The 17,126-nt window shown below is 53.9% G+C and carries 13 protein-coding genes; 2 read left to right on the top strand and 11 right to left on the bottom strand.

All coding sequences use genetic code 11. The features are described 5' to 3' along the window. Positions 1-97: 97 nt before the first annotated feature. From QN215_RS05880 to QN215_RS05925, 10 genes are all read right to left on the bottom strand, one after another. Positions 98-745: a hypothetical protein gene (locus QN215_RS05880; protein ID WP_369343414.1), complete on the bottom strand. Its 648-nt coding sequence runs from the start codon at positions 743-745 to the stop codon at positions 98-100. Positions 746-776: 31 nt separating this feature from the next. Continuing rightward, positions 777-2,108, bottom strand: coding sequence for a class I SAM-dependent RNA methyltransferase (locus tag QN215_RS05885; protein ID WP_369343415.1), 1,332 nt, complete (start codon positions 2,106-2,108; stop codon positions 777-779). 23 nt (positions 2,109-2,131) lie between these two features. Beyond that, positions 2,132-2,845: a DUF3159 domain-containing protein gene (locus QN215_RS05890; protein WP_369345091.1), complete on the bottom strand. Its 714-nt coding sequence runs from the start codon at positions 2,843-2,845 to the stop codon at positions 2,132-2,134. Between the two features lie 147 nt (positions 2,846-2,992). Then, positions 2,993-3,877, bottom strand: coding sequence for a DUF3710 domain-containing protein (locus QN215_RS05895; RefSeq protein WP_369343416.1), 885 nt, complete (start codon positions 3,875-3,877; stop codon positions 2,993-2,995). 107 nt (positions 3,878-3,984) lie between these two features. Beyond that, positions 3,985-4,845, bottom strand: coding sequence for an exodeoxyribonuclease III (locus QN215_RS05900; protein WP_369343417.1), 861 nt, complete (start codon positions 4,843-4,845; stop codon positions 3,985-3,987). 34 nt (positions 4,846-4,879) lie between these two features. Next, positions 4,880-6,907, bottom strand: coding sequence for a dipeptide ABC transporter ATP-binding protein (locus QN215_RS05905; RefSeq protein ID WP_369343418.1), 2,028 nt, complete (start codon positions 6,905-6,907; stop codon positions 4,880-4,882). Between the two features lie 33 nt (positions 6,908-6,940). Then, positions 6,941-7,927: an ABC transporter permease gene (locus tag QN215_RS05910; protein ID WP_369343419.1), complete on the bottom strand. Its 987-nt coding sequence runs from the start codon at positions 7,925-7,927 to the stop codon at positions 6,941-6,943. A gap of 9 nt (positions 7,928-7,936) precedes the next feature. Beyond that, complete coding sequence (locus tag QN215_RS05915; RefSeq protein WP_369343420.1) at positions 7,937-8,863, bottom strand: ABC transporter permease; 927 nt, start codon at positions 8,861-8,863, stop codon at positions 7,937-7,939. A 186-nt stretch (positions 8,864-9,049) separates the two neighbouring features. Continuing rightward, entirely contained in the window at positions 9,050-10,699 is a 1,650-nt protein-coding gene (locus QN215_RS05920) for an ABC transporter substrate-binding protein (protein WP_369343421.1), read from the bottom strand. A 308-nt stretch (positions 10,700-11,007) separates the two neighbouring features. Next, a complete protein-coding gene (locus QN215_RS05925; RefSeq protein ID WP_369343422.1) occupies positions 11,008-11,943 on the bottom strand; it encodes a tyrosine recombinase XerC in 936 nt (311 codons plus the stop codon). A gap of 492 nt (positions 11,944-12,435) precedes the next feature. On the opposite strand from QN215_RS05925, the gene QN215_RS05930 reads away from it, so the two are divergent. Both QN215_RS05930 and QN215_RS05935 read left to right on the top strand, forming a co-directional pair. After that, positions 12,436-13,266: an ABC transporter ATP-binding protein gene (locus tag QN215_RS05930; RefSeq protein ID WP_404978519.1), complete on the top strand. Its 831-nt coding sequence runs from the start codon at positions 12,436-12,438 to the stop codon at positions 13,264-13,266. Next, on the top strand, positions 13,263-15,896 hold the full coding sequence (locus QN215_RS05935) for an ABC transporter permease (protein ID WP_369343424.1): 2,634 nt from the start codon (positions 13,263-13,265) through the stop codon (positions 15,894-15,896). The genes QN215_RS05930 and QN215_RS05935 overlap by 4 nt, the downstream gene beginning before the upstream one ends. A 2-nt stretch (positions 15,897-15,898) precedes the next feature. Here QN215_RS05935 and QN215_RS05940 read toward each other — a convergent pair whose 3' ends face one another. Continuing rightward, positions 15,899-17,065 (bottom strand): prephenate dehydrogenase, encoded by a 1,167-nt coding sequence (locus tag QN215_RS05940; RefSeq protein WP_369345092.1) that lies wholly within the window; start codon positions 17,063-17,065, stop codon positions 15,899-15,901. Positions 17,066-17,126 lie beyond the last annotated feature (61 nt).

Genomic DNA, 17,126 nt, shown 5'->3' on the forward strand with positions numbered 1-17,126 from the left:
AATACTCTATATGTTCGAATACTATGAAATCCCCTGCTCATGCGATTCTATACGTCCCCAGAGGCAGAGTCACGGATGTACGCCATCACATCGCCCATCAATAGCTGACGTACATGGTCTTCGCATGCTCGCCGTCATTCATCACGATGAACGATGCTGCTTCCAATGACATGATCGATTGCTGTCTGTGCATCGCATAACTGCCCGCACGCTCGTGCTTGGAAGAGTCGGTGTCATCAGATCGTGGCTGCAGCACAAACTGAGCGGCGTAGAGGTGAGGATCTAGCGTGGTGCTCTGCCTGCTTGATGAAACAAGCACGGTGGGAATGCCATCATCTCTTGCGCCGCGCAGTGCGGCAACCACACGATCATTGAAATTGCAACCCGTCGTGTTCCCCGTGGCATTGCAACGCAGCAGAATCATGGTCGATCTGCTGGCAATCGCTGCTTCGATGGCCTTGGCCTGAGCATCCGTGACATGTCCTGACGATGCATATTGGGTTCTCATGGACTTCGTCTGCAAATACTCCAGAACCTGCCGATCCTGCGATTTCGTGGCAGCGGTCTCGGCGCCAATGAAAGCCATCAGCACATCCGAACGGTCTATGCCATCATGAGCCATGGCACTGCTTTCCATGGAGTCACCCACCGCCGCGGAGCTCGGAGCGCAACCGCCTAGCGACAAGCCGACACAGCCGAGAACAAGCATCGCAGCGACGATTGCAGCGGTTCTGCGCCTCGCCATCTTGGAAAGAACGGTCATCGCAGCACGACGCTCACCGTGTAAAGACAGCCAATGATTCCACATGGTGCGTCATCGGATAGATGTCATAGGCGCTGAGATCACTGAGCTTGTAGCCTGCGGCATCAAGGGTTGCGGTATCGCGTGCGAGGCTTGTTGGATCGCACGCTACATAGATGATGGCTTTCGGATTCGCCGCTGCGATGCGCTCGCAGACCTTTCTGCGTGCTCCTGCGCGTGGCGGGTCAAGCACAACGACATCTGGACGTGACAGATGCGAAGGCACATTGCCAAGCACCGCCCCAACATCACCGATTCGAGCGTCGACGCGTGATATGCCGAGGCTTCGAAGATTGCGACGTGCATTGATAACGGCTGGCTTGGCACCTTCGATGCTGAGCATGCTGGTTCGTTCAGAGGTCATCGTTGCCAAGGGAATGGTAAAGAGACCTGCTCCTGAATACAGATCCCAGATGCATGCGGCATCAGATCCGTCAAGTGCACGCTGCGCCGCATGGAGCACTTCAGAAGCCAGCACTCTGGGAGCCTTGCGATGCACCTGCCAGAAACCGTCGGCGTTCACACGGTAATTCCATGTGCGATCGTCAACCTTCACCTGCTCTTTGAGCAGAAATTCACCGGCAGTGAGTTCACCATCCACCATCACGGCATAGTTCTGGAAGTCTGCTGCAGAAGCTTTATCTTCGGATCCGTCTGAGTTCGCGCTTTCTCTATCCTTCGCGCTTTCACCGTCGTCCGCAGTCTGCATCGCTTCGGGAACGGCAATTCTCAACTGTGCTCCGGGAGTGAAGCCACCGTCCCAGAAATGCGTGTCTTCGGCAACCTTCAGCACGGATGCCGTTGCAAGAGGCATGGTGTCCAGCGTCACGCGACGATGGGTGCCACGACGTCGCATGGATGGCCGTCCATCCTCGTCTGCAATCATTTCGACGCGGGTACGCCAATGAAGACCGCCAAGCTCCTCATCTTCTGGCATGCGAATGACTTCCACGTCAGTGTCGACATGTCCCAAACGTTTCATCTGCTCGTTGATGGTGTCTGACTTCCACACGAGCTGGCCAGGAAGTGACACGTGAACCAAATCGGCTCCGCCAACGCCGCCACCATCGCATAGTGGACCTGCAAGCTTCCATGCGGGTTCGACACGATAGGAGCTTGGCTCAATGACCTCGATTACCTCGCCCGTCCAGAAACGATCTGTGCGCTCATGCGGCTCGTCAAGCACGATGCGCACCAACTCCCCCGGCAATGCGAAACGTACGAATACCACTCGCCCATCGATATGCCCGACGCACCGACCCTGATCGGCATAGCGTTCAATGCGAAGCTGTGTTTCAAAACCCAAATCAATCCCCAATTGTCGAATGTTCAGTATTGTCGTTCAGTATTGTCGCTCTTGCGGTTCAGTTCAGCATGGCGATGCAGCGGATCGGCCACAAGAAGCCATGATATCCATATCACCAATGCAAAGCATGGAACGCCCATAACCAGTCTCGCAGTCCCCAGCCATGCTACATGGTCAGTGACGTACATGGGCAACTGCACGAGCAGACGCGCGGCAAAGAGACCGATCCATAACGCCGTGACCTTCGCATAGGCGCGGTACAGCGAAACGTCACCTCGCCACCCATCAAGCCATGCTCCGAAGCCGCTGAAGGTGGGATGCCGCAAGAACTCGATGCACGCACCGATGCCAGGAACTTTGATAGCCAAGGAAATCAGCAGCACAACAATCCATACGATGTTCGTGATGAAGCCAGGCACATAATAGTTTCTCGCATCTTTGGTAAGCCAAGCCCAGACGAGGCACAGGGCAACAGCGAACAGACCGCTTAACGCGCCCATAATCGACTGTCGCTGGACCATGCGAATCACCAGCTGCACCGCTGCCTCCACAAGAGACAAGACCACGGTGATGCCAAGATTGCCGGTAGCGACATAGGTGACGATAAAAATCAAGCCCGGTAGCAAGGATTCGATCACGCCTCTGACACCGCCGATGGCATCCATAATCGAAAAGTCATCTGCAGCCAGTGATCCAATCCCTGTTCTGGAACTGCTCTTGTCTGTCTCTCCCGTCATTTGGCGAAAGGCTGACTGCCAAACATTGTCTTCCAGGAATTGATCGTCACGCTGGCCTTCCTCGTCGGCATCGTGAGGGTCAGTCATTGAAGCATCGGGCTGATTGTCGCTCTGATTGCGCATACCACTCACCTTGAAGGTCTGAAGCTAACGTACCTCGGAGAACATGGGCCCTCTGGAAAGCGTCGTCTTGACCTCGGTGTTCTGATCGCTGTCAAATGGACCTTTGGGCTTCTCCGGAATGGACGTATCATGCTTATCCTTGCCGCTCTTTGATGCATGTTTCTCTGATGACGCATCCTGGCCATCCGCCTGCGCTTCCTGCTCTCTGCGTTGCTTGGGCGTCACCGGTGCGTGCATCGGGATCATGTCGCGCGGTGCGAGCGGCTCGTCACCGCGTTCGACGACAATCTCCTGGAATAGGTTGTCCAGAATCTGCTTCTCCTCACCTGCTGAAGCCGCTGGCCCAGAGAAGATGCCCCGAAGCATCCAACGTGGACCGTCGACACCGACGATTCGAGTGACCACAGTATTGCCTTTGACCTCAACCGGCAGACACACCTCGGTTCCAAACACCCCGGGCTTGCTGGATGCATCGTCATTGCCAGCGAGCAAATCCTCGCGCACATCATCCCAGAGTCCCAGTGTCTTGGGCGCGGCGAAGGCTTCGATCTCAAGACTGGAAGAGCCATACGATATCGTGACACCCAGCACATCACCACTTGCACGATTGGCCTTCAGACGCAGCTCTATGCCTTGAAGATATGGCAGATGGAAAGCGCCGACATCAAGGTATTCGTCGTAGTCCACGACTTCCTCATCGTCAACGTCCCATGGCCCGCGATCTTCACCCCTGCCCTGGTACTCGGCGCTGTCTTCCTGACCGTGGCCATCAGTGTGATCGTGACCGTCGATCTGATCGACATCGGCATCCTGGTCCTGCAGTGCATGGACGTCGCCGTTCTCCACTTCAGATTGATCAGCAGCTGACTGCTGCTTTGCACGTTTCTTGCCGAATCCGAACAAGCCCATGATTCCTCGTTTCTGACCTCATTTAGTAAGGTTATTCGTTACGCCCGCTATCCAAGAATAACCGCAACGATAAGCATGCGCATGTCTTTGCGGAAATTCTCAGAATCTCAGACCTTATACGTTATTTCCAGGGCCGCATGATCGCTCCAACGCGTGTCATAGGAGCTGGCCTTGTCGACGGTGAAGCCTTGAGCTGTTTCCGCAAATTCTGGAGTTGCAAACTGATAGTCCAATCTCCATCCCACATTATTGTCAAACGCTCGTCCGCGCTGGCTCCACCACGTATAGGGACCTTGAATATCCCCTGCCAGATTGCGCATGACATCGACATAATCAAGGTCATCAAGCCATGTGTCGATATACGCACGCTCGGAAGGCATGAAGCCTGCATGAGTGACATTCGCCTTGGCATTCTTGATGTCGATTGGCGTATGGGCAATGTTGAAGTCGCCACACAGCACAGCCTGCTTGCCTCCGTGTGCTGCTTCGTCGCGCAAATCCTCGAGACGGCTCCTCATGGTATCGAGAAAACGGAATTTTTGCTTCATCTTCAGTGCATCGTCCGCCATGCCCGAATGCACATATATGCAGATGACGGTGAGTACATGCCCGTCGGGGGTCTTGACATCCGCCTCTATCCAACGGCCAGTATCAACCGGTTCGCTCAAACCAGGCAGACCGATTCTCGTGTCCAGCACCGGTAAGGTGGTCAGCAGAGCGACACCGGCACGCCCCTTGATCTCACAGATGTCGTTGACTCTGAAGAGGTCCTCGGGCTTCTCGATCTTGCCCTGCTTGACATATCTATCGGCAAAATCGTCAAAGATCGGATCGATGGCCGATTGGGGAGCTCGCACCTCCTGCATGCACCAGACATCGGGAAGTTTCGCACTCACCCACGCGCCCACATCCTTGCGTGCAGCGGCACGCACACCATTCACGTTCGAAGTTGCAATAGTAATGCTCATGCCACACACCCTACCAGCGTCAGCATGAAACCGCTCAGGAATCCAGTCCCAGGCTCAAATTGCCACCGGGAATAGCATCCAGCAAATCCTTGGTGTACTGCTGCTTCGGATGCTCGAACACCTCATCGGTCGTGGCGTGCTCGACAAGTCTGCCATGCTGCATGACAACGACCTCGTCGGCGATCTGACGGACAACCGCGAGATCGTGAGTGATGAACAGATAGCTGAGACCTTGCTCTGCCTGCAAATCATTGAGCAGTTCAAGGACCTGATTCTGCACCAGCACATCGAGTGCCGAAACTGCCTCGTCACATACGATGACGCTGGGATTCAAGGCCATGGCGCGAGCTATGGCGATACGTTGGCGCTGACCTCCGGAAAGTTCGTTCGGATATCGACGCATCACCGACTGCGGCATTTCTACCATGTCCAGCAACGACTTGACGCGCTGGGCACGAGACTTCGCGTTCCCAACCTTGTGAATGCGCAAGGGCTCTTCAACCGAACGGAATATCGAGTACATCGGGTCCAGCGAACCATAGGGATTTTGGAATACCGGCTGGACCTGCCGTCTGAATGCGAGCAGTTCCTTACGCTTGAAATCGGCAACATTCTTGCCCTCGAAGGTTACTGTCCCTGCTGTCGGCTCCAGCAGGCGCAGCACCATGTTGGCAACGGTTGACTTTCCTGAACCTGATTCGCCAACGATTGCAAGGGTGGTACCGCGCTTGACCGAGAATGACACATCGTCTACCGCCTTGAACATCTCAGACCTGCGAGGCAGCTTGAATTCCTTGGTCAAATGATCAACGGTAATGATGTGCTCGCTGCTTTCCAGGGTCTCCTCATCCTTGACTCTATGTTCCAGCAGTGCATCGGCGTCGCTACCTCGTTCTTTGGCTGAGATGATGCGCTGCGAAGCCAACGACGGTGCAGCATTCACCAAACGCTTGGTATAGGGATGACGTGGATGCTGGAGCACTTCCAGACTTGGACCTGACTCGACGACGCGTCCCTTGTACATGACGACGATATGCTGGGCACGCTCTGCGGCGAGACCAAGATCGTGAGTGATGAACAGTACCGCAGTGCCGAGTGAATCAGTAAGCACTTTGAGATGGTCAAGAATCTTTTTCTGTACCGTAACGTCCAAGGCGCTGGTAGGCTCGTCTGCTATCAGCAGATCGGGGCGCGAAGCCAGTCCGATCGCAATCAATGCACGCTGCCGCATGCCACCGGAAAACTCATGAGGATATTGACGCGCTCGAGTTGCTGCATCGGGCAGACCAGCCTCTGCAAGAAGACCTGCAATGCGATCATTCATCGTGGCATCATGCACGTGTTCTTTGGCAATCGCCCATGCCTGGTCACTGTTGACACCGGCATCTATGAGATCCTGCGCCACGATCCATCGCGGTTCTGAACCAGGAATCCAGGAAGCCTTGAACCGTGTGAGAGCCTTCTCAACATTCTGGCTGCCTGACTGCTCAAGAGCCTGCTTGGAAGCTTGCAACAGTCCAGGCAAGCCGGCAGAGGAAACGAAGGCTTCGTCATCCTCCTTGCGCACGTCAACCTCCGCTTGGGCCAAGGTCTTGGAAAGGCTGCTGCGTCGCTCGTGGGAAACATCGACGTTGTTGGCAATCAGCGCCTCTTTGACCTGTGAGCCGATTCGCCATACCGGGTTGAGGTTGCTCATAGGATCCTGTGGCACCAATCCGATATGATGCCCTCGAATCTGCTCGTATTCCTTCTTGCTGATTGTGGTGAGCTCATTGCCCTGAAGATTGATGCTGCCACCGGTGACGTGACCTGTTCCAGGCAGCAGTCCAAGTACGGACATGGCACTCGTCGATTTTCCAGATCCCGATTCACCGACGATGGCAACCCATTGACCGGGATACACGGTGAACGATGCATCACGCACGGCATGAATCGGCTTGTTGGTGTCCGTCGTGAAATCGACGCTCAAGTTCTTGACCTGCAGCAGCGGCTCGTTTGCAGACTGCTGATGAATGGGTCTTTCGTTCCAGCTCTCGACATTTTCATTCGTCTGGTTAGTCATTAGTTCTCCTCATTGCGCTTTTCTGCGTGGTCGTTAGACTCTGCTCTTGGGATCAAGGGCATCTTTCACTGCATCGCCCATCATGATGAAGGCAAGAACCGTGACGGCCAAGGCCAATGATGGATAGAAGAGCACCTGTGGATCGATTCTCAGCAATGATTGTGCATCAGAAATATCTCCACCCCAGCTGACCACCGTGGAGGGAAGGCCCACGCCGAGGAAGCTCAAGGTAGCTTCTGCAACAATGTAAGACCCAAGCGACGTGGTGGTGAGCACGATGACTGGTGCCAACGCATTCGGAACCACATGGCGGAACAGGTTTCTCAGAGGCGACGATCCCAGTGCCGTCGAGGCTGTATTGAACTCGAGATTCTTTGCCTCAAGCACAGAACCTCTGATGATTCTTGCCGTGGTAACCCAGCCGAAAAGTGCGAGTACAAGAACAACCTTCCAGATCGAGGTTGAAGTCTTGAACATCTGCAGCACGACGATTGCACCGAGGAGCATTGGAATGGCGAAGAAGATATCGGTGATGCGGCTCAGAATGGAATCCAGCCAGCCACCATAGAATCCTGCGAGAGCTCCGATGACGCCGCCGAGCAATGTGACGATGATGGTGGTGAGAATGCCGACACTCGCGGAGGTGCGAGCACCATAGACGACGCGGGAATATACATCGCAGCCCTGCAGATTGAATCCCAGAGGATGACCTGATTTCGGACCGCCCAATGATTGTGGAAGATTGCAGTAATTGGGGTCGACCTTGGTAAATATGCCTGGGAAGAGTGCAATGACAAGAATGATCAGGATCAGAATGCCCGATACGATGAACAATGGATTTTTTCTCAGGTTGCGCCATGCGTCAGCCCACATGCTTGTAGCGACCTTAGACTCATCGACCGAGTCAACCTCCTGAACGGGCGTTTCATCGATGGGAGCTACATAGCGTTCCTGACCGTGCAAGGGCTGCACGACAAAATCATTGATATTCTCACTGATTGTTGTATTTGAGTCTGTCATCAATCCACCTCACGCATATCTGATTCTTGGGTCGAGTGCCGCATAGAGCATGTCGACCACAAGATTGCACACCACGAATACCAGCACGAGAATCGTCACGATGGAAACGACCAGCGGACCCTCGCCTCGTAGGATTGCCTGGTACAGAGTGTTTCCCACACCTTGAATATTGAAGATTCTCTCTGTAATCATGGCACCAGCCATCAGAGAGCCGATATCGGTTCCTAGATAGGTAACGACTGGAATCAGCGAGTTTCTCAATATATGACGCATGATGACCGAACGGTTCGACATGCCTTTGGCACGAGCAGTGCGTACATAATCCTCACTGATATTCGAAGAAACCTCGGTGCGGGCAAGTCTGATGATATATGCCATGGAGACGCTTCCCAGCACCATTGCTGGCATCAGCAGGTCAAGGAATCCAGGGGAACCTCCCGCCGTTACAGGAAGAATCCGCCATTTCACACCAATGAAGTATTGCATCACGAAGCCGGTGACGAATGTCGGCACGGAAATCAGCAACAGCGACACGATAAGAATCACTGAATCGTACCATGTGCCCTTTTTGAGTCCTGACACGACACCGAATATAACGCCAAAAATACCCTCAAAGACAAAAGCCATCAGTGCGAGCCGGATGGTTACCGGGAATGCTCGACCAATGACGGCTATCACAGGCTGACCAGAGAATGTCATGCCAAAATTGAGGCTCATCGCATTCTTCAGGAACAGCAGATATTGAATTATGAACGGTTTATCAAGATTATATTCGGCACGAATCTGTGCAGCGACTGCAAGGTTTACGGGTCTGGAGCCGAACATGGCTCGTACCGGATCACCTGGAAGCGCAAAGACCAACGCATATATCAACAATGTTGTACCGAGAACAACAGGAATCATCTGCAACACTCTTCTGAGCAGATACTTACCCATCGGCCATCTCCTTTATCTATGTAAGACCCGACCTCATCGTCTGCATTGTGCGCTGCACTATACGCTGCCATAGGCATTCAACGACAGTGCAAGCATTCATCAACAACAATTCAGGCCGCATAAATGGAGGAAAGGCACACGTATATGATGCCTTTCCTCCATATGCTTTCTAGAAGGTCGTAAACCTTACTTGGTCAGGTTCTGATAGACAGGAACGTTCTTCCAGTTGAGAACGAATCCCTTCACACCCTTCGCTGCAACACCTGCCGCATTGCTGTAATAGAGCGGCACTGCAGGCAGATCCTTGAGCAAGAGTTCCTCGGCCTGCTGATAGTCCTTGTTTGCATCAGCGGTCGTGGATGCCTCATCTGCCTTGGCAAGCAAGGCATCGAATGCAGGGTTCTTGTAGTCGCCATCGTTGGAACCGTTGCCATCAGCAGCTGCACTTGAATACAGCGGCGTGAGGTAGTCTTCTGCGGATGGGTAGTCTGCCTGCCAGCCGGTACGGAAGGCCGAAGTTACCTTACGGTCACTGATAGCCTGACGGAAGGCGCTGAAGGTTGCGTAAGGGTTGGTCTGCGCATCAATGCCAAGCGTGTTCTTCACGGAATTGGCAATGGCATCGTATACAGGCTTTGCACCACCATCTGCATTGTATGCAAAGGTGAGCTTGTCAGAAGCGCCCCACGGAGCGATGGCATTGGCTTCCTTCCAAAGCTTCTTGGCTTCGGTTGGATTGTAGCTCAGGACGTCCTTGCCGGTGAGCGAGTCTGAATATCCTGGGGTCACTGGTGAGGTGTAATCGACTGCAGGAGTTCCGACACCACCGAGGACCTTCTTGACGATGGTCTTGCGATCAATGGACATGGAAACTGCCGCACGGCGAAGTCGGCCTTCCTTGTCGAGCTTGAAGTGAGCGAGCGTTGATGGGAAGGTGAAGGACTGGAATACCGAGCCGGCCTTGTTGTATGCCTGAACGGTGTTGTCAGTCTGGAATGTCTGCGAGTCTGAGCTTGGTATGGTCTCCAGGGCATCAAGATTGCCGCCTTGAACATCAGCGTATGCTGCATCGGTATCTGTGTAAACCTTGAAGTCTATGCCAGCGTTCTTGGCTGGCTGAACACCCTTGTAGTCGGGGTTCTTTACCAGATCGATGCTCTGGTTATGAGTCCAGGACTTGAACTTGTAAGGACCGTTGCCGACCGGCTTCTCTCCGAACGCCTTGGAATCCTTGTAGAAGGATGTTGGCAGCGGTGCGTATGCCGTGTATCCGACCATGGTCGGGAACACTGAGCTTGGAGCACTCAATGTCACGGTGAACTCGGTGTCGCTGTTGACCTTCAAACCTGAAAGCTGAGCGTCGGAAGGGGTGCCCGTTGCCTGAAGCGCGTCATAGCCCTTGATCATCGAGAAGAAGCTTGCGTTGACCTGAGCGTTTGTTGCATCGGCAGCATAGCTCCAAGCCTTCGTGAATGACTCTGATGTGACAGGAGTGCCGTCACTGAACTTCCATCCGTTCTTCAACACGATGGTGTAGACAGTCTTGTTAGCATTTGCTGTAATCGACTTTGCGACTTCGTTTTGACGATTGCCCTTTGCATCGAAAGTTACCAGCTTTGCAAACAGCAAATCAATTGGATTTCCACCACATGTTTCATTGGTGTTAGCTGGAATCAGCGGATTCTGTGGCTCGCAGCCATAGACATTCATAACCTCGTTGGTAGATGCCGCCGTAGATGATGAACTTGTGCTTGAAGAACCTCCACAACCGCTGAGCAACAGTGCCAATGCACTGCCTGCAGCAGCCATGTATGAGAGTCTTGAGACTTTCTTCATATAACTTCTCCCCCATGAAACCATTCATAATGCAGAACCATTTTCTGCCCCCAATGTGACGCACGTATCCCGCGTGCATTCATCTTTGGATTGGTCGCCATTATTATCGCAAAATGTTTCGAGTGCAAGTTCATACGAAATAACGTTACGAAAAGTTGAAAAAAATGTGAATGAAACATGAACTGTTAGTACGAGAAATCTTTGAATTCTCTAGGTGTTTCCGATCCATGAGTCATAGTGACGCAGGTTTTCGCAGAAAGTTACCAATCATGCACCACGGCGTTTCATAATGTCGCTTCACGCGGTATTCATTCGCGTGGAAAGGCCAATGCGTATTTTCGTTTCAATTGCTCGATGGAAACATGCGTGTAACGTTGCGTCGTGCTTAAGGATGCATGGCCGAGCATTTCCTGCACTTCGCGCATGTCGGCACCTCCATCAAGCAGATGTGTCGCTGCGGAATGCCTCAGCGCATGGGGACTGATATCGGGCACCTGGGATTCAGCTGCATAGCGATGAACGAGGTTGCGGACTTGTCGTTGCCCAATTCTTCTGCCCTGCACCCCAAGGAAGGCTGCACCAGAGTCCCGACTCTCCTTGTTCGTCTTGCCCAGCATTGAGTTCCTGGCTGTTCCGAGCCATGCCGTCAGCGCCTTGGCTGCTGGAATGCCGAAGGGAATCACACGCTGCTTATTGCCTTTTCCTGTCACACGAACAGTGTGCTGCGAAAAGTCGATGTCTTGCACGTCCAAGCTGGTGAGCTCGGCGACACGCATTCCCGTCGCATACAGCAGCTCAAGCATTGCAGCGTCCCTTGCCGCCAACGCTGCGTGCTTGCTATGGTGCTGATGTTCGTAGCTTGCATCCTCGTCCACATCCTCCATCAGGCTTTGCGCTTGCGCCTCCGTCAATACTTCCGGAAGAACCTTTGGCAGCTTTGGCGTCATGAGGGTTGCTGCAGGATCGGTCGAGATGATGCCGTGCGCAAGGCAAAATGCAAAGAAGCGGCGAACTGCGACGGTTTTCCTTGCGATTGAAGATTTTGCATGGTTCTGAGAGACATCGGCCTGCCATGCACGAAGCTCCTGAATGGTGACGTCTGACACCCGCCCGACGCCTGTTAAGGCCATGTACTCAAGGCACTGGCGAATGTCCGAGTTATAGGACTTGATGGTGAGCACCGCAACACCGACCACAGCGGACATATGGGTGTCAAAGGCCTCCAACTGCTGCTCGAATTGCAATGGTCCTCCCCCATTCTGTGTCAGTTTTGCAAGATGCAGAGCGCCTCACGCACTTGCACTTGCATGTGCACGCAGCATCGTTCATTGCCGTTATCCGTGTTCAATCTCACCTTCAGTGTAATGGCTGATGATGCTCGAATAAATAAGCCTCAAGCATCAGGACAAGGCATCCCTCTAGTATATGAATCAGCAAGAAACCTAGTTGTGATAATTATTCAGGCTTGTACATCGGATTTCATGACAATGTGCAACATCACACATGATATGGATTGGCACGTTATGGCTCGTCACTCAGCACACGAAGCACACAGACACAGCAATACCTCCGAGAACGTTCAGCCCAAGCTTCCAGAGCACGGCTATGGCTCTGAACCGACGGCTTCTGATCCGCTCGAAGCCCAGCACGAAGGTACAGCGGACGCAGTGTCGCCAGCAGCCACTGCGATACCAGCAGACACTGTTCCATCAGAAACTACAGTTTCAGGAGCTGCCGTGTCAGAAACTGCCGTGTCAAATACCGTGGCAGCACATACTGTGGCATCGGCAAGCGATCTGACGAAGACCTATGGCACGCATGATGCCATTGTCACGGCTCTTGACCATGTGAGCGTCAACTTCGAACGCGGCAAGATGACCGCCATCATGGGACCTTCTGGTTCAGGCAAGTCCACACTCATGCACTGCATGGCAGGTCTGGACACTCCCGATTCAGGCACGGTACTCGTTGAGAACCTGAAAGTCTCGTCCATGACGCAAAAGCAGCTCACCAAGCTGCGTCGAGAGCAGATAGGCTTCATCTTCCAATCATTCAATCTGATTCCCACTCTGAGCGCTGAAGAGAACATTCTGCTGCCTCTCGAAATTTCCAAAAGAAAGATTGACCGCGATTGGTTCAACCACATCGTTGATGTCGTCGGTCTGCAATCTCGACTCACCCACCGACCAAGCCAACTTTCCGGTGGTCAGCAGCAGCGCGTCGCATGCGCTCGCGCCATGATGTCTCGCCCCTCGGTAATCTTCGCGGACGAGCCGACAGGCAATCTCGATTCAAAATCCAGTGGCGAAGTGCTTGGATTCCTCAAGTCATCGGTGCAACGTTACAATCAGACCATTGTCATGGTCACCCATGATCCTCGCGCAGCCTCGTACGCTGACAGAGTCCTCGTGCTCGCCGATGGTCGCATCACCAACGACATGAAGGAACCCAGCTACGAGGAGATTCTTGCAGTGTTCGCCAATGAAGGATCGGACAGCAGCCAGTCTACCCAGAAAGACGATGCTGCTGACGATGCCTCGGCCATGCAGAAGGGATCGCACCGGTGATCAAACTTGGCTTGCGAGACGCTCGCTCTCACTTCTCTCGATTCGTGATGTCCATCATCGCCATCGCACTGGGCGTTGCCTTTGTTGTCGGATCGTTCTGCTTTAGAGAGATGCTCAATAATCAGGTGAGTGACATGCTCTCCACCAACGCGGATGCAGACGTATATGTCCGCGGCACTACAAAAAATGCCACGGATTCAACTACTGCAACCAATTCGAGCCGTTCAGACTACAATGCGATTCCTGTCTCTCTGCTCGATACCGTCACTGCCGTGGACGGAGTGAAGGGCACCTCGCCACTGTATACCGTGTCCGGACTGGTGCTTGTCGCCAAGGATGGCAACGCCGTGGCCACAACCGGTGCGCCTACGCTCGCCATGGGATTCAACGCCAAGGATTCATGGCGCGCTGTCACCTTTACCTCCGGCACCTATGCCAAGAACAGTAATGAAGTGGCTTTGGAATCGTATGCGGCTGAGCGCGCGAATCTGAAGGTTGGTGACACCACGACGCTGGTGTATCCGACCGGACCACGGCATGTGAAGGTCGTCGGCATTTTCCATACCGCTTCCAGTCAGGCAGGGGCGATTCTTCTCGGCATCGACGAGAATTCGGCAAAGATGCTCTATGAGCAGACCACTGGTTCGGCTACCAAGATCGATGAGATTGGATTGTACGGCAATGCCAATGATGGCAAGGCACTCAACCCGCAACAGCAGCAGAGTCTGACGGATAAGGTCAATGCAGTCCTTCCTTCCGGTTCGAAGGCAACGGCGATAACCGGCGACGAGATGCGCAGCGAGAAAACCAAGTCCACGCAGGATTCTCTTGGTTTCATCCAGCCCATGATTCTTATCTTCGCCCTGATCGCGCTCTTCGTTGGATCGTTCATCATAGCCAATACCTTCTCAATGATTGTGCGCGAATCCATGCGCGGGTATGCGTTGCTTCGATCGGTGGGAGCTTCTCCAAGTCAGGTATTTCTCACGGTTGTGGTTCAGGCCATCGTGCTTGGCGTTATTGGCTCTGCCGCTGGCATCGGACTCGGATGGGGCATGATCAAGCTGATCGTCTATGGGTTCGGACAGTCGGGCTCCACGCTCACCGGATCTTCGAACCCTACGATTTCCGACATGCTGATCGGAGTCCTCGTTGGTGTTGCGGTGTCCTTGATAGGCGCTGCGCTTCCGGCACGTCACGCCTCACTTGCTCCGCCCCTGCAAGCGATGAATGAGACGGTCAATCCTGAAAAACCCACGCGCGTGCGAGGCATTCTCGGCTTCGTGATGATAGTGGTCGGCATCGCGTTGTGGGGTCTGGCATGGCTTCAATCCTCCGAAGACAAGAAACTGCCTTGGGAATGGCTTAATTCCGCCAATCCCGCAATTTCGCTCGGCATTGGTGCTGCCCTGATTCTTGTGGGCACCATAGTCATGGCGCCTGCTATCGTTCAGCCCGTCAGCCGGATACTTGGATGGATTCCAACTCTGGCATTCCCTGTAACTGGGCGACTCGCCTCACGCAATCTGTCGCGTTCCAAACGCCGCACTGCCAATACCGCAGCCGCATTGTTTGTCGGCATTGCCATAGTCAGCTGCCTCGGCGTTGTAGCATCCTCGGTGAACGCATCGGTTTCAGGCATCGTTGAAAGCGGCATCAAGGCTGACTTTGCCGTGCTTGCCAACGGTGGAAGGGGAAGAATTCCGCAGCAGGGCTTGGATGACATGGGCAAGGTCGATGGCGTCAAATCGGTCAGCAGCATCAGCTATCTGATGGATGTGACCTATCCGGGGACCACTGACAAGCCCTCAACCTTCATGGCTCAGCCATCACTGTTCACCGATGTGTTCGATCCTGTCGAAACCGCTGGTAATGCTCGTCAGGCCATGGAAGATGGGCAGCTTGTCGTTTCCAAGAAGGTTGCGGACGACAACAACTGGCATGTTGGTCAATCGATTTCGGTGAAATATGCGCAGGGTTCGGAAAGGCTCACCATTGGCGCGATATCCGATAACTCGATTTTCTCGGGTGGCATATATGTGAACCAGGCCGTTGGAAACGCACTCACCACCGAGGCGACACGGTTCATCACCGAGGCGTTTGTCAAGGCTGATGCTGGCACGAACCACACTGCCTTGAAGAAGAATCTTATCGAGGCTGTCAAGCCCTACTATGTGATCAGCGTGATGACGAAGGACGAGTTCAAGTCGACCATCAGCTCGATGGTGAATCAGGTACTGCTGATTGTGAACGCTCTGCTGGCGCTCTCCATCGTGATAGCCATCTTCGGTATCATGAATACCCTCGCGCTCTCGGTTTCTGAACGCACGAAGGAGATAGGTCTGTTACGTGCCATCGGTGCGGGAAGAGGGCAGATTCGCGGCATGATAGCCATCGAAGCCTCGATGATTTCCGTGTTTGGCACGCTTCTCGGACTGATTGTTGGCACTGCGGCCGGTGTCGTGATTCGAAAGCTCTATGCAGGCCAAGGTCTGAGCAAGCTGGATATACCGATCGGCGAGTTGGTGATCTTCGTGATCCTTGCCATCCTTATCGGCATGATCACCAGTTTGCCACCGGCTCGTAAGGCGTTGAAGGTTCCCGTGCTCAACGCAGTCGCCAGCGAGTAGATTCAGGAATCGGCTACTGAGGCCGAGGATACTGAGGCCGAGAGGCTCCGTGCGATGATTCGGGCTTCATGGGTTGTTGCGAAGGCTGTGATCTGTTCTCCGGCCTTCGCAGATTCGATCAGAGCCTGCTGCCACCCACGCTCTGGAATCCTGATGGTATCGTGATTCGCTTCCGTCTGCTGGGTCAAGGAATGCTTATCGCTTGTTCTGCTATCGGTGCTCGCGCTCCCACTGCTGTCCCATGTCTTGCGCTTGTATATGCGAAATGGTTCAGGTGATTGGAAGAACGCGGCAAGCTGCTGCTGTGCCCTGCTCACGTCTGATTCATCCTTTTCGTCAACCGGTTTATCGGATGAAGCTTCACTCAACTGTTCCAGAGACTGCGCAACGGTGTTCAGTCGCGCTGAGAGCTGTCTGAGCAGCGACGCCACATTTGCGGCATCTTCCTCGACCATCGCCTTCGTCCGACCAGGGTCAGTCAAGGAGACCCTGGTCATGTCGCGCCATGAACCAGCGGCAAGAGCCGCCTCAATGTTGCGATCTTCGGAATCGACAAGCATGGATGACAGTGCCGTGGAGACGACATGCGGCATGTGTGAAATCATCGCAGCACTGCTGTCGTGAATGTGATCGTCCAGTGTGATGATTCGATTGCCGACACCCTGCGTAATCATGTCCGCGACCGTAAGAAATCGGTCATAACGAGTGTCGTCATCAACCGTCACTGCCCAGAGCGCATCATCGAACAGTGTGGGATCTGCTGCTGCAAATCCCGAACGTTCATTCCCCGCCATCGGATGAGCACCGACATAATAATGCGAAAGCCCTGCATTCCTGACCTGCTGGCGCACTTCGGTCTTCACGCTTCCGACATCCGTCAGCGTCGTAGCAGGAGACAGTACCGGAGCCAGCTTGGCCAGCACCGCAGGCATGGCTGTCAAAGGTGTGGCAAGGACCAGAACGTCAGGCTTTCCCGCAGCCAACGCTTCAAGCGAATCCACACAAAGGATATTATGTCTGGCAGCGGCCTCGTAGGGGCGGCTGTTATGGTTCCAGGCGATGACGTACCGTCCGCGCTGTGCCAGCCTCAAGGCAAGCGAGCCACCGATAAGGCCTAATCCCGCTATCGCTATCTTGTGTGCCGATGTGAGAATCGGAGAGGCCTGCATGCCGGGCATCGGATGCATGGAGTCGAAGATATGCGGATGATTGTCATCCCACGAGCCTTGG

The sequence above is a fragment of the Bifidobacterium sp. WK041_4_12 genome, from assembly GCF_041080795.1.
Classification (GTDB): Bacteria; Actinomycetota; Actinomycetes; order Actinomycetales; family Bifidobacteriaceae; genus Bombiscardovia; species Bombiscardovia aquikefiricola.